The sequence below is a fragment of the Paraburkholderia bannensis NBRC 103871 genome (assembly GCF_000685015.1).
In the GTDB taxonomy this organism is placed as follows: Bacteria; Pseudomonadota; Gammaproteobacteria; order Burkholderiales; family Burkholderiaceae; genus Paraburkholderia; species Paraburkholderia bannensis.
Genome location: NZ_BAYA01000016.1, coordinates 206,050 through 219,662, shown reverse-complemented (window position 1 = coordinate 219,662; position 13,613 = coordinate 206,050). Strand labels below are relative to the sequence as shown.

At 64.3% G+C, this 13,613-nt stretch carries 12 protein-coding genes and 2 pseudogenes; 5 read left to right on the top strand and 9 right to left on the bottom strand.

Annotated elements, in window-relative coordinates:
• Window positions 1-10: 10 nt before the first annotated feature.
• A complete protein-coding gene (locus BBA01S_RS24345; RefSeq protein ID WP_027818730.1) occupies window positions 11-1,273 on the bottom strand; it encodes an SfnB family sulfur acquisition oxidoreductase in 1,263 nt (420 codons plus the stop codon).
• 120 nt (window positions 1,274-1,393) lie between these two features.
• Window positions 1,394-2,953, bottom strand: a complete 1,560-nt coding sequence (locus BBA01S_RS42510) for an MFS transporter (RefSeq protein WP_042297790.1) — start codon at window positions 2,951-2,953, stop codon at window positions 1,394-1,396.
• Between the two features lie 270 nt (window positions 2,954-3,223).
• Between BBA01S_RS42510 and BBA01S_RS24335 the strand changes: the two genes are divergently transcribed.
• The gene (locus tag BBA01S_RS24335; RefSeq protein ID WP_042297789.1) at window positions 3,224-4,066 is read left to right on the top strand and encodes a MetQ/NlpA family lipoprotein; all 843 of its coding nucleotides are present in this window, start codon (window positions 3,224-3,226) and stop codon (window positions 4,064-4,066) included.
• Window positions 4,067-4,202: 136 nt separating this feature from the next.
• Entirely contained in the window at window positions 4,203-4,583 is a 381-nt protein-coding gene (locus BBA01S_RS24330; RefSeq protein WP_027818728.1) for a DUF427 domain-containing protein, read from the top strand.
• Window positions 4,584-4,589: 6 nt separating this feature from the next.
• On the opposite strand, the gene BBA01S_RS24325 is transcribed toward BBA01S_RS24330, so the two are convergent.
• Window positions 4,590-5,981: an MFS transporter gene (locus BBA01S_RS24325; protein ID WP_027818727.1), complete on the bottom strand. Its 1,392-nt coding sequence runs from the start codon at window positions 5,979-5,981 to the stop codon at window positions 4,590-4,592.
• A 308-nt stretch (window positions 5,982-6,289) separates the two neighbouring features.
• Between BBA01S_RS24325 and BBA01S_RS24320 the strand changes: the two genes are divergently transcribed.
• Complete coding sequence (locus tag BBA01S_RS24320) at window positions 6,290-7,297, top strand: zinc-dependent alcohol dehydrogenase family protein (protein WP_027818726.1); 1,008 nt, start codon at window positions 6,290-6,292, stop codon at window positions 7,295-7,297.
• 13 nt (window positions 7,298-7,310) lie between these two features.
• On the opposite strand, the gene ftrA is transcribed toward BBA01S_RS24320, so the two are convergent.
• A complete protein-coding gene (gene ftrA / locus BBA01S_RS24315; RefSeq protein ID WP_027818725.1) occupies window positions 7,311-8,300 on the bottom strand; it encodes a transcriptional regulator FtrA in 990 nt (329 codons plus the stop codon).
• 97 nt (window positions 8,301-8,397) lie between these two features.
• Here ftrA and BBA01S_RS24310 point away from each other — a divergent pair, with 97 nt between their 5' ends.
• Window positions 8,398-8,802 (top strand): rhodanese-like domain-containing protein, encoded by a 405-nt coding sequence (locus BBA01S_RS24310; RefSeq protein ID WP_027818724.1) that lies wholly within the window; start codon window positions 8,398-8,400, stop codon window positions 8,800-8,802.
• Between the two features lie 60 nt (window positions 8,803-8,862).
• Here the strand turns inward: BBA01S_RS24310 and BBA01S_RS24305 are convergent, their stop codons facing one another.
• The 5 genes and pseudogenes from BBA01S_RS24305 to BBA01S_RS24285 form a co-directional block, all read right to left on the bottom strand.
• Window positions 8,863-9,369: a hypothetical protein gene (locus tag BBA01S_RS24305; protein WP_245641567.1), complete on the bottom strand. Its 507-nt coding sequence runs from the start codon at window positions 9,367-9,369 to the stop codon at window positions 8,863-8,865.
• Window positions 9,353-10,426, bottom strand: a complete 1,074-nt coding sequence (locus BBA01S_RS42505; protein WP_156966062.1) for a hypothetical protein — start codon at window positions 10,424-10,426, stop codon at window positions 9,353-9,355. The genes BBA01S_RS24305 and BBA01S_RS42505 overlap by 17 nt, the downstream gene beginning before the upstream one ends.
• Entirely contained in the window at window positions 10,423-11,652 is a 1,230-nt protein-coding gene (locus BBA01S_RS42500; protein ID WP_052391864.1) for a DUF2235 domain-containing protein, read from the bottom strand. Before BBA01S_RS42500 ends, BBA01S_RS42505 begins: the two co-directional genes overlap by 4 nt.
• The gene (locus tag BBA01S_RS24290) at window positions 11,649-12,251 is read right to left on the bottom strand and encodes a DUF3304 domain-containing protein (protein WP_042297819.1); all 603 of its coding nucleotides are present in this window, start codon (window positions 12,249-12,251) and stop codon (window positions 11,649-11,651) included. The genes BBA01S_RS42500 and BBA01S_RS24290 overlap by 4 nt, the downstream gene beginning before the upstream one ends.
• Window positions 12,252-12,458: 207 nt before the next feature.
• Window positions 12,459-12,932: pseudogene (locus BBA01S_RS24285) on the bottom strand (contractile injection system protein, VgrG/Pvc8 family); the annotation flags it as partial.
• Between the two features lie 426 nt (window positions 12,933-13,358).
• Between BBA01S_RS24285 and BBA01S_RS47010 the strand changes: the two are divergent.
• Window positions 13,359-13,583 (top strand): annotated as a pseudogene (locus BBA01S_RS47010) (PAAR domain-containing protein); the annotation flags it as partial.
• Window positions 13,584-13,613 lie beyond the last annotated feature (30 nt).

Genomic DNA, 13,613 nt, shown 5'->3' with positions numbered 1-13,613 from the left:
CAAGTCTCTTTCAGTTCCACGAATGCCGCGCGGGCAGCGCACCGTTCAGGTGGTAATTGCCCAGCAGATGCAGCTTCCAGCGCACCGGATCGTGCAGCGTATGCGTGCGCGCATTGCGCCAATGGCGGTCGAGGTTGTGCGCCGCGCGCGTCGCCGACGAGCCCGCCAGCTCGAAAAGTTTTTCGCTCGCTTCCAGTGCGATGCGCGTGGTCAGCACTTTCGCCTCGGCCACGGCCACCGAAGCACGCGCGCTGGCCTTCTCGCTCAAGCCGTTGCCGAACCGCTCCACGGCCAGTTCGTCGAGCGTGCGCCCCGCTTCGAGCAGGACTTCGCGTGCCGCGTGAAGGTCGATTTGCAGACGCCCGATATCGGCGATGATGTAGGGATCGTCCGCTGCGCGAGCGACGCCCGAATCCATCCACGGACGCGCACGTTCGCGCACGAAGGCGATGGCGTCGGCCACCGCCGCTTCAGCAATGCCCTGATCGATGGCGGCCTGAATGATCTGCGAGGTCGGGCCAAAAAGTCCGGGCTGGTCGGCAAGCTGCCAGAGCGGCAGCACGTCCTGAGGGTCGATGGCGACGTTGTCGAACCGAACCGCACCGCTCGCCGTGGTTCGCTGTCCGAATGAACTCCAGTCGTCGATCACGGTGAGACCCGGCGCGTCGTGCGGCACCCAGACCTGCACGGCGCGGCCTTCGTCGTCGGTGGCGCGCGTGGGCACGCGATGCGCGAAGAGTGCGCCCGTCGAATAGAAGCGCTCGCCGTTCAACCGCAGGCCATCAGGTGTAGAAGAAAGACGCGTCGCACCATGCAGGATCGTCGGCGAAGCGGCCGAGCGACGCTCCGGGCCGGCATTGCCGAAGCGATGCCCCGCCAGTGCTTCGGCATAAAGCCGCGCTTTTTGTGCAGGCGAACCGCTTTCGCGCAACAAGCCCAGCACACCGAAATGATTTTGCGGAATCTGGCCGAATGCGGGATCGGCTTCGCAGAGAATGACGAAGACTTCGGCGAGCGTGGCGTACGAGACTTCCGCGCCGCCGTATTCGCGCGGCACGGTGATCGCGCCCAGTCCGCTTTCCGACCAGCGTTCAAGCTCGTCCCATGGCAAGGCGCGCTCGCGGTCGCGTTGCGAAGCGCCTGGCGCGGCGGATTGCGCCAGCGCGCGGGCCGCTTCGAGCGCTTGCGCATCGTTCGTGATGCGCTTTACGCGGCGCGGATCGGGTAACCGCGGCACACGCGCCGCGGCGTTGGAAGGTTCACTAATGGGCATGGCAATCCGAACTGACCTGATTGGCGTCCCACGCTTTTGGCGCGGGTTCTGACAATCATTTGAACAGTGCGAACTCCAATCCCCTACTAGTTTTTCTGCGATTGCATATGACGATATCGGCTATGCGCGCATGCAGGCGGGGCATTCGTCGGCGTGCGCTTTAGCACGCGCATGACGCGCGGCGGCGGCCTCGCCGTAGTCTTCGCCATCGATGTCATAGCCCGACGGCTCCCAGCGGATCGCCAGCAGCACGAGCAGCGACGCGAGCGGCGCAATCGCGATCACCCAGAACACCCGGGTGCCGAGCGCCGCCGCCAGCACCGGGAACAGAAACAGCGAAACCGTGGAGGCTGAACGCACCAGCGTCTGGTTGAAGCCGACGCCGATGCCGCGCAGCGAAGTCGGATAGCTGAGCGACGCGTAAGTCATCGAATGCGAACCCGGCCCGAAACCTTGCCCGAACAGATAGGCGCCGAGCAGCAGGATCGCCAGCGCGACGAAAGCACCACTCGACGGATGGCCGATCAACGCGAGGCCAACCAGTGCGATCACCTGCAGCGTATGCCCGAGCACCGTCATTTTCCACGCGCCCACTGTGGGCGCGGTTCGCACGCCGATCAAGCCGCCCACGAACGCAAACAGCAGGTTGAGCAGCAGCGACGCCACGATGGTCGTGAGCGGCCCCTGCTTCAGGAAACTCGCGATGATGACGGGCAGCCCGAAGATGATCGCGTTATAGCCGAACGAAGACGCCGCGCCGATGGTCGCCGCGAGAATCGTGCGGCGGCGATACGTGGCGTTGAACAGCACGCCGTAGTTGCGCCACGTTGCGCGCGGCAGCTTTGCCGCCTGCGCCGCAGCATCATCGGCGCTGCGTTCGACCACCGCATGCACGCCCCACGAAAGCTTGAGAATGCGCGCGGCCTCTTCGAGATCGCCCTGATTCGCGGCCCACACCGGCGACTCGCTGATATAGCGGCGGCGCACCAGGATGATGACGATGGCGGGCACCGCGCCGAACGCGAGCGTCAGCCGCCAGAGCCAATCCGTGTGATGCGCGGGCAGGATCGCGTAAAGCCCGAGGATCAGCAGATAGCAGGTGCTCGTCGCCGCATACCACGCGGGGCACCAGGCCGCGACGCTCGCCGCCTTGTTGCCGCGCCCCGCCACGCGCGAGAACTCCGCCAGGAACGCCATCGCGACCGGCAGATCCAGGCCGACGCCAAAGCCCATCAGGAAGCGTGCGCCGCCCAGCACCCACGCATTGGGCGCGAGCCCGGCGATGATCGCGGCCACGACGAAAAACAGCATGTCGGCCATGAAGACGCGATAGCGCCCGATCCGGTCGGTCAGGTAGCCGCCGAACAGCGCACCCAGGATCGCGCCGAACGTGATCGCGGCCGACACGAAGCCGACTTGCGCCGGCGTCAGCGCGAACTGTCGCGCGATGTCCTTTACGCCATACGCGAGCGACGTGAGATCGTAGGCATCGAGAAACACGCCGCCCAGCGCAATGGCAATCACGGCGCGCGTGCGCGTGCCCTGCGTGGGGCCTGCGTTGACGAGTCGCGCGACGTCTTCGGCGCTGCGAATGACGGCAGGTGCGGTGGCATCGGTGCTGGCCGCGGCGGCGCGTGCATCGAACCCGGAATCGTGAGAAGGAACGGCAATGGTCGACATGAGGGGAACCCATCCAGATAGCATCCGCTGCATCGTAGACAGGGCTTCGCGCAGGGCAAAGCGACGTTTTCACCTATGCTTTGCGCAAATCGCGGAAATCGATGTGCAAGCGCCATGCAAGAGAAAAACGCTTGTGGGAAGGCGCTTTGCACGCTGCGTCATGTGCTTATGACGATCCCTGCGATAACCAACGCGCGCGAAATTGTTTGGCGGCAACGCAGGCGCCCCCTAGCATCGCCCCATCTTTCACCACGTCACGGTCACACTTCCATGAACAAGAACAAGAGAACACTGCTGGCATCGGGGCTGGCCTCCCTCGCGCTGATCGCCGGCGCAGCGCTGGTGCCGTTCGGCCAGTCCGCCGCAGCGGCGCAGCACACGGTGCGCGTGGGCATCATGTCGGGCGAGGACGAGGACGTGTGGCGCGTGGTCGCCGCCAACGCCGCGCAGCACGGCATCGACGTCAAGGTGACGACGTTCGGCGACTACACGCAACCCAACGCGGCGCTTTCGCAGCACGACTTGGACGCCAATTCGTTCCAGCACAAGCCTTATCTGGATGCGCAGATTGCCGCCCGCCATTATGCGATCGTGCCCGTGGGCTTCACCTATGTGCAGCCGATTGGCCTCTATTCGCGCAAGCACCCGTCGGTCGCCGCGCTGCCCGACGACGCGACCATCGGCGTGCCGAACGATCCGAGCAACGAAGGCCGCTCGCTGTTGCTGCTGCAATCGTATGGGCTCATCAAGCTGCGCGACAACGTCGGCCTGCTGCCCACCGCTCGCGATATCGCAAGCAATCCGAAGCAACTGAAGATCAAGGAACTCGACGCGGGGATCGTCGGGCGCGCCATCGGCGACCTGGACGCCGCCGTGATCAACACCGACTGGGCGATCAAGGCCGGTATCCGCATTCCGCAGGAACGCATCGCGCAGGAGAAAGTGGACGGCAGCCCGTATCGCAACTTCATCGCCGTCAACGAGAAAGACGCCAACGCGCCGTGGGTGCGCGACCTCGTCGCGAGCTATCAGCAGGCCAACGTCGCGGCGAAGATTCTGGCGGTCTATCACGGCACGACGCTGCCCGCCTGGAACGGCGCGCCGCAGCAGTAAGCGGCAGCGCAACCGCGCAGCGGCTGGGACGGCACGGAGCCGTCCAGCCGCTACGCCCCACCTCAAGCCCTCTCCAGCGCGTAACTGGCCACTGTAGTAAGGTTCCTTCTCCAGTCGAACGGAAAGGAACGCCGCCATGACCGCGAAGCCCGTCAAGATCCCCGGCCCCGACCACCCCATCACCATCGAGCGCAATCCGTCGCGTGTGGTCGTGAAGGTCGCGGGCAAGACCGTCGCCGATACGCGCCGCGCGCTGGTGCTGCGCGAGGCGAACTACCCCGGAGTGATTTACGTGCCGCGCGAGGACGCCGATATGGCCCTGCTCGCGCGCACCGATCACCGCACCTACTGCCCCTACAAGGGCGACTGCTCCTACTACTCGATCGTGCCGGGCGGCGAGCGCTCGATCAACGCGATCTGGACTTACGAAGCGCCCTACGACGCCGTCGCGCAGATCAAGGATCATCTGGCGTTCTATCCCGACCGCGTCGACTCGATCGAAGACTTGCCCGCTTGAGCTGCGTCACGCAGCCTCGCGTCGCGCCGCCTTCGCAGCGGGCACGCCAACGAGCAGCGCCACGCCGCTCACCGCAAGCAGTGCGGCGAGCGCATACAGCGCGTTGTCCATGCTGCCCGTATGCGTCTTGATGAGGCCGATTGCCCACGGACTCACGATGCCGCTCGTAATGCCGATACTGCTGATCAACGCAATGCCGCCCGCCGCCGATTTACCGGAGAGATACGCAGGCGGCACGGCCCAGAAAATCGGCAGCGCGGCAAAGATCAGCACGGCTGCGACCGAGAGAATCGCCATCATCGCGGCAAAGCTCGCCAGATGCAGCGTGAGCGACGCCAGCGCAATGCCGCCGCCCATCGTGCAGGCCGCGAAATGCCAGCGGCGCTCGCCGCCACGATCCGAGCGGCGCGCGATCAGCATCAGCCCCACCGCGCCCACCGCGTTCGGAATCACCGTATAAAGGCTGATCGCGAGCACGTCATGCACGCCGAAGTCGCGAATCATCAGCGGCATCCAGAAGTTCAGCGTGAGCGATGCACAGGTCAGCGAAAAATAGATGAACGCGAACAGATAGACACGCGGATTGCCCAGCGCCGCCAGGAATGCGCGCGACGAATGCGCGTGCGATTGGCCCTCCTGTGCAACATCGCCGTCACGTTGCGCGATCAGGTGTGCTTTTTCCGCGTCGCTCAACCAGCGCGCCTGCGCGGGGCCGTCCACGAGCTTGAACGCCGCCATCAACCCGAGCAGCACGGCGGGCAGCCCTTCGATGGCAAACATCCAGCGCCAGCCTTCGAGCCCCATCGCGCCGTTCAGGTCGCGCATGATCCAGCCTGAAACCAGCCCGCCCAGCACGCCTGCCACGGCCACACCCGCGAAGAAGATCGAGAACACGGCGGCGCGCCGGCGCGGCGGGAACCAGTAGGTCAGGTACAGCACGATGCCGGGAAAGAAGCCCGCCTCGAACACGCCCAGCAGGAAACGCAGTGCGTAGAAATGCGCGGGGGCATGCACGAACATCATGCAGGTCGACGCAATGCCCCAGAGCAGCATGATCCGCATGAACGTGCGGCGCGCACCGAAGCGCGCGAGCAGCAGGTTGCTGGGCACTTCGCACAGCACGTAGCCCACGTAGAAGACGGCGGCGCCCAGGCCGTACATCGCATCGCTAAAGCCGAGATCGTGCTTCATCTGCAACTGCGCGAAGCCGATATTGATGCGGTCGAGAAACGACACGACGTAGCAGACGAACAGGAACGGGATGACGCGCCAGGCGACCTTGCGATACAGCAGGTCGTCGCTGGCTTGCAACGCCGCAGCACCGGACGCACCTGAAGCGGCGGCGTGCGGGACGAATGCAGACTCGGACGCAGCGTCCGTGACGATCGATTGAGGCATGAGCCTGTCTCCAAACATTGGGATAGCGGCGTCTGACGCGCCTTTGTGGCGACCCGGTTTGACCCGGGCCGACGACGGCAACCATGGGCGGCGAGAGGCAGTGATATTGCATCGCAACATCGCCCTGCCCGCTCGCCAGCGACTTTCCGGCTACCGTGGGCGCATCATAGGATCGGCCGATTTTATTTGTCAATAGCTAATCATTTCGCCCTACGTAAACAATTGGATGCACCGCGCAGCCATGCTCGATGCCGCGCTCGCGAAGGCGCGTCTATGCTTCGTCTGGTGTCTGTTTTGGGAGAAACCCTATGAAAGCCATCAAGCTGGTCGCGCCCGCCGGGCTCGATAACCTGAAACTCGTCGATATCGCCGCGCCCAGCGATCCGCAAGCCGGTGAAATCCGCGTGCGTATCCACGCGAGTTCGCTCAACTATCACGATCTGGGCGTCGTGCTCGGCCGCATGGGCGCTGCCGATGGGCGCATCCCGATGTCGGACGGCGCGGGCGTCGTCGAAGCCGTGGGGCCTGGCGTGACGGAATTCGCCGTCGGCGATCACGTGGTCTCGACGTTCTTCCCGCCCTGGCTGGACGGCGCGCCGACGATCCCCGACTTCTCCGCCACGCCCGGCGACGGCGTCGACGGCTACGCGCGCGAGGCCGTGGTCGCGCCCGCCACGGCATTCACGCACAGCCCGCGCGGCTACACGCACGCCGAAGCGGCCACGCTCACGACGGCGGGCTTGACCGCGTGGCGCGCGCTCGTCGTCGATGGCGCGTTGAAGGCGGGAGAAACGGTGCTGGTGCTGGGCACGGGCGGCGTGTCGATCTTCGCGTTGCAATACGCGAAGGCGATGGGCGCGACCGTGATCGCAACATCGTCATCCGATGAAAAACTCGAACGCGCGAAGAAACTGGGCGCCGACCATCTGGTCAACTACCGCCGCGAACCGCAATGGTCGCGCCAGGTGCTGGACTACACGAACGGCCAGGGCGTCGATCACGTCGTGGAAGTGGGCGGCCCCGGCACGCTCGAACAGTCGATCCTGGCTACGCGCGTGGGCGGCCACATTGCGTTGATCGGCGTGCTGACCGGCATCGAAGGCCCCGTGCCGACGGCCACGATGATGCGGCGGCAACAGCGTCTGCAAGGCCTGATCGTCGGCAGCAGGCAGCATCAGGTCGATCTCGTGCGCGCCATCGATGCAACCGGCGTCAAGCCCGTGATCGACCGCTCGTACCCGCTCGAAGGCATCGCCGATGCGTTCCGGCTGCAACAGGCAGGCGGCCACTTCGGCAAGATCGTTCTGGAATACTGATCGATCGGAATCTTCAGCGTTGCGCGCGCGGGCCGCGTGCGAATTTTTCGCGGTAGGCGGCGGGACTCGTCAGCGCAATGCGGCGAAAGTGCCGCCGCAACGATTCTTCCGAACCGAAGCCCGCAAGGTCAGCCACGCGCTCCATCGGCAGGTCGGGCCGCGATTCGAGCAGGTCGCGCGCGATATTCACGCGCTCGCGCACGACCCACGCGTAAGGGCCCATGCCCGTCGCGTCCAGGAATTGCCGCTGCAGCGTGCGCGCGCTCATCGCCGCGTGCGCGGCCAGCGACGCCACGCTGTGCTCCATGCGCGGATTCTCACGCACCCAGTCCATCAGCCTGGCAAGCGGGCTGGCCTCGTCGCGCGGCATGGGGCGCGGCACGAACTGCGCCTGGCCGCCCTCGCGATGCGGCGGCACGACCAGCCGCTGCGCCACGCGGTTCGCCACCGCGCCGCCGTGGTCGCGGCGCACCAGATGCAACAGCATGTCGATGCCCGCCGCCGATCCCGCCGAAGTCAGCAAGGGGCCTTCGTCGATATAGAGCGCGTCGGGCTCGACCTGCAGTTCGCGATAGCGCTGCTGCAAGCGCTCTGCGTAGCGCCAGTGCGTGGTCACGCGCTTGCCGTCCAGCACCCCCGCCGCCGCCAGCACGAACACGCCGGAACAGATCGAGCAAAGGCGCGCGCCGCGCGCGTACGCGGCGCGCAGTTTCCTGAGCAGGGCTTCGGGTGGCCGCTCGTCCGGATCGCGCCAGCCCGGTATCACGATCGTCTGCGCGCGATCGAGCATCGCCAGCGTATAGGGCGCGGACACCGTGATCCCGCCCGCCGCGCGCAACGGGCCGCGCTCGGCCGCGCAGACGGCGAAGCGATACCAGGGGACGTCGAGCTCGGGCCGTTCCAGCGCAAACAGCTCGGTCACGCAGCCGAATTCGAACGTGCAGAGACGGTCGTAGGCGAGCGCCACGACAAGATGAGCGGATTGGCCATTAGATTCGGACATGGCGCGATGTTACCGGATATTGGCAATCGCGCCACTGTCGCCGGCGTCGTCCGGACGGGAAAATGGCAGCCATCGACACAAGCACAAGGAGCCACGCATGTCATCCGTATCCGAAGTCCCCGCCGCGCCGAGCGCCCAGGCGCTCGCCCATTTCAGCGCCTCGCTGAGCTTCGAAACCGATTGCGCCGACGTGCGCGCCGCGTTCGCGGCGGCCACGCCGCCCGATTTCGTGCTGCTGGACGTGCGCGGCCCAGCGCTCTTTGCCCGCGGCCATGTGCCGGGCGCCGTGAACCTGCCGCACGGCAAGATCGTCGAGTCGAAGCTTGCGGACTATCCCGCGGATACGCTCTTCGTCACCTACTGCGCGGGGCCGCACTGCAATGGCGCCACGCGCGGCGCGATCCGGCTGGCGAAGCTCGGGCGCCCGGTCAAGATCATGACGGGCGGCGTCACGGGCTGGGTGGATGAGGGGTTTGAGTTGAGCGAGAGCGTCACGCCTTAAGACGAATTGGGCTCCGTGCCGATTTTCTGCATCAAGCGCGTATTCATTTCGGCCATGATCCTAGTGTTCCGGCGTGGGGGGCAAAGTCGGCGCACCCATGTCGTCGACCCATTGCAGATCGGCGGTGCCGTTCCTGCGGAAATAGACGCGCAGATATTGCGAATTTGCCGACTCCGGCTGCGGAATCGTCACGTCGATGGTCTTGCCTTGTTGCCCGGCGCCGCTGTCGCGTTCGGCCTGGCTTTGCTCGAATGTCCAGTCCAGCCTGACCTTCTCGCCCGGCGTGATACTGCAGCCGCAGGCAAACCCGCCGCCGCCACCGTACGTCTCGCCCGCTTCGCGCCCCGATGGATTGCCGAAGCAGCCGGACTTATGTGCGCTGTCCAGCCAGAAACGGTACAGCGCGCGCGGGTACTCGTTATAGCCGCTCACGCACACCGTATGTTTTTTCGCCAGCAATGCATCATCGGCCTTGCCGCATGCGGCGAACAGCGCTGTGGAAGCGAGGGCCATCGCAGACATCGACTTCCTGAATTTCATCAAAATCCTCTCAAACCGTTTGCGCATCGTCGAGCGCGATGTGCGGAGGCGGCTTGTAGCGGTTCGGTGCTGTTTCGCCGCGTAGCAACCCATTCGCGCCGACCGCGATAGCTAGTTCGCGGCATCGGCTGCGTTGTCGGGGGGCGCGGAGTTCGATGCCGGTCTGTCCATCGATGGGCGTGAATACGCGGCCCGTCATGTCCGAGGGCGCACGGATCGCAAATTTCGTCGTGCCAGACACGCGATAGTGGCCTGTCTTCACATGGCGCGCGGTGGAGTCCGTGTCGAAAGTCAGCGCGCTGTGCGGAACGACAAATTCGAGCCGCGCCGATTGCCCCGCTTTCACGGCAATCTCCTGCGCGTAACGACGCGAGTGCGGGCTCAGCTGCGCCTCGGCAAGCCGGAGCGCAAAGCCGACCCCCGCTGTGTCAGGATCGTCCTGCTGGCCTATCGCGCCCACCTGGACATACTCCGCAACGGGAAAGTAAAGCGTGGGCGACCAGTTGTGCGGTCCGTCGACGATCACGTCCTGCGCGCCCTCGTTGACGAATGTGAGATCGACGACGAGCGCGTCGGCCGCCGAACGCATCGCCAGCGTGGGGCGAATCTTTACTTCCGGCGTGCCATGCGCGATGAGGTCGCGCGCGAGACTGTAGAGCACGCTGATCTTGTTGTCGAACTGCTCGCCGTAGTTGAAGTCGTAGGTGCCCGCATAACTGTGCCCTTGCCGCTCGAACCGGAAACCGAGGATCGGCCCGCTATTCATGGCGATTCGGTCGGGCATCGCGCGGCTGCCCAGCGTCCCCTGAACCTGATCGATCCATTGCCGGTACTGAGGGCTGATCCGCGCCGAGAATTTGCCGATGCCCGAATAGTCGGACTGCGGCAGCAAGTTCAGATCGCGGCCCCTTGAAAAACAGGTGACGCTGTCATGGTCGACCCGGATCACCAGGGGCGGCTCGGGATCGATCGTGCCCGCGCTGTCGCTGATTTCAAAACGTCCGCGATGGTCGTTTGCCAATGCCATGTTTGCCACCCCAGAAAAAAATATCGATACCGACAACATCGAGGCGAGCCATTTCACTTGACGATCTCCCACTTGACCAGCGTGCGTTTCTCAAACCAGTCCCGGAACCCGTACATGTAATAGCGGGGAATTTCCGGCGTCCGCTTGAACAGGCCGCCACCCATGATGTTGTCGGCGGTGGTGCGCTGCCAGTTGTCGATGAGCTGGGTCATCTTCACGTCGACCAGCTGCTGCGCGTTGATGTACTTGCCGTATACCGCGCCGCCGCCGTCGAAATACTCGTTGGCGCTGTCGAGGTCCGCGCCGTCCTGCGGATAGGCGGCGGTGGCGGCCTTGAAGCCGGGCTGCGCGCGCAGATTGTCGAGCCGCATCCGGCGCCAGCGCAGATACAAACCGTAGTGCGCGCGCATCAGTCCCGCGGTGCCGTACTCTTTGTTGGAGTAGTAGCCCTGAGTCGTCTTGACGTAGTTCGCGAAGGCGGTCTTGAGCCCCGGCGACATCTTGAACGAAGCGGGAACTTCAGGGCCCGCGGCGCTGAAGTCGAGCGGCACGCCCGCGATGCGCGCCGCGCGATACATATCGACGAGCGGAATCTGCGAGAGTTTGTCGGCGTCGCTTGTGCCGCGCCCCTGTTCGCCTGCCCCGTAGCCGCCGCCCACATCGGAATGCACGCCCGGATAAACGATTTCCTCGCGTCCGTCCCGCGAACTGTCGATCAGCTTGAGCGCGCCCACGCCCGAACTGCCACGCGCAGTGATATCGCCGATACTGCCCGGTTGGGGCGGCGTGCCTCCCAGATCGATGCCCTTGAAGTTCAGATCGACGCTGATGGATCGGGCGAGGTCTTTGTCCTTCTTGCCGAGCGCAACGCTCAGCGATTGACCGAAGACTTGGGTGTGCACGATGTTGTGGAGTTGCAGCAATGCCCAGTTGATTCGCCCCTCGCCGGCCCAGCCTGCCGCAGCACCGGCGGCCGCCTGCAAGCCGACGCCCTGGTCGCCCACCTCGTTGACGAACGGCGTCCCCACGCCCGTGACATAGACAGCCTGATGCCAGGTGTCCGCGGCAAACGCGGCGTGAAGACGCGCCACGTTACTGTCTCTTTGCCCCGCGCGATCGCGATCTGCGTTGTTACGCGTACCATCGAAGAAAAAGCCGATATGCAGCGTCTTGCAGCAACTCATGCCATCGTCGTCGTGCAGTCGCCGCAGAATCGCGTCCTGCTCCTCTTTCGTGACCACGTTGGCGTCCGCGCGCTCCGGCGCAGCGAAGCGAAAGCTCATGGCTTGATCCCCTGGTCAGGCGCCGGGCAACGCGGATCGCTATTCAGTAGTGTGAAATGGCCTGGACATGCACGATCGGGCGGCTGCAAGCCTTCCGGAAACCCGGCGAAGCCCGGCATCCACGACGAGGCATACACCTTGATCTTGTCGTCGGGCATGAAAAGCACCCAGACGTAGCCGTCGGAATTGAAGTCGTAGGGCTCGACCGGCACGACCCGGCTTACCGTGGACGCCGGGTCTTTCCGGTACATCAAGGCGTCGCGCCATTCGACCGTCACCGTCAACCCCGCATGCCATCGGGCCGGAAGCCTCACGCAGCAACGCGTGCCGATGCCCGAACTGTGCAGCCGCGAACGGACCACGCCGCCAAGAACGTCATTGACGTAGAAGCGATCGATGGGCACATCCGTGTAGTTGAGCGCGTTGATATTCAGGTCGAGCGCATCGCCGTCCGCGACCGCGCTCGCGGGCGTGACGACGCGTGCGGCCGCTTGAGCGTTCGCATCGTCCGCGCGCGAACACGCCGCCGCAACCAGCGCGAACGAGAGCATCGCAATCCATCGACCTATCCGCCTGATCGGCGTGACGTCCAAAATCATGTAATCCATCTCTGGTTATGCGGCACGGAACCTGTTGCCGCCTCGGTCAACCTGACGATCCCGCTACCCATTGGCCGGAGCGCTCAGCAGCCCGGCCGCCTCCAGCGCGTCGAGCGCCACCCGCGATGCCGCCGCAGCCGCTCCGTCATGCGCCGCCCACGCGCCGCGCACGCATTCGTACACCTGCGAAGGCGTCGCGACCAGTACGCCGAAGCTCTCCGGGCGCTGGCGCACGTGATAGATCGCGCTCAGGCGCCAGTTGGCGATGTCCGCATACGGGGCAAACATCGTGTCGAGCACTTGCGCGACGGTCTGGTTCATGAACGTGCGCTGGTCTCGCGCCTGGTCGAGTACGGCGAGCCAAGGCACGAGTTGCAGCCGGTACCGCGCGATCCCCGCGTCATAGCCGAGACATTCGGCTTGCGCGACCAGTCCGCTGCGCGACGCCATGCTGCCATCGGCGAGCGAGGTCTGGATCGACGCGCGTTGACCGAGCATCGCGTCGAGATCCAGTGCAGGGTCTGTCGCGAGTGCGTGGATATCCCATTCGTAAATCGCGGAAAGCGACTCGGTGCCGCTCCATCGCTCGATCTGCAGCGCAGCAAGCGCACTGTCGCCTTTGAGCGAATACAGCCGATTGAATGTGCCAAAGTACGACGCCAATTCAGTAATAGCGACCATGCGACCCCCGCACTCCCAGGATTTGTATTCTTCTAGTTGAATTTAATCGACTGATGCCAGAAGCGTGACCACGCCTTCGCAACACGCGCACGCCTGCAACGGCTTTCAGCCTTACCCCTTATGCGCACTGGCTAGAAAAAAATGAATAAAACCAACTGGATAACTCGATCTTCATGCGAAGCGCATTCTTTAATCCTACAAATATTACATTGCCAGGATTCTAGATCAGTGTTCCAATTTCGGCTACCTAAAAACCGTCGAGAGTTGAAACTTGACGAATCGGCATTGAACGCAATAATGAAATCCAGGCAATAAATTCTGAATCGTTTTTTCAATACAGTTTAAATCGATCCATAAATAAGTAATTTTGTCCGCATTCCGCGGCGTCAATGCCTCGCGCGTCCGCGCTGCAAGGAGATCCCATTCATGTCGAAGCCGTTCATCGTTCTTGGCGACAGGCACAGCCATGGCGGCACGGTCACGAGCGCGTCGGCGGTGTCGTCGGTGCAGAATCGCGGCATCGCGCGCCGCAACGACACAGTCAGCTGTCCGCTTCACGGTTCGAACCATATCGTCGATGGCGACGACACCATGATCGTGCAGGGACAAGCCGTAGCGCGCGACGGTCACAAAACAGCTTGCGATGCGCTGAAAAAGGTGCACACGCAATCAGTTGCCGTA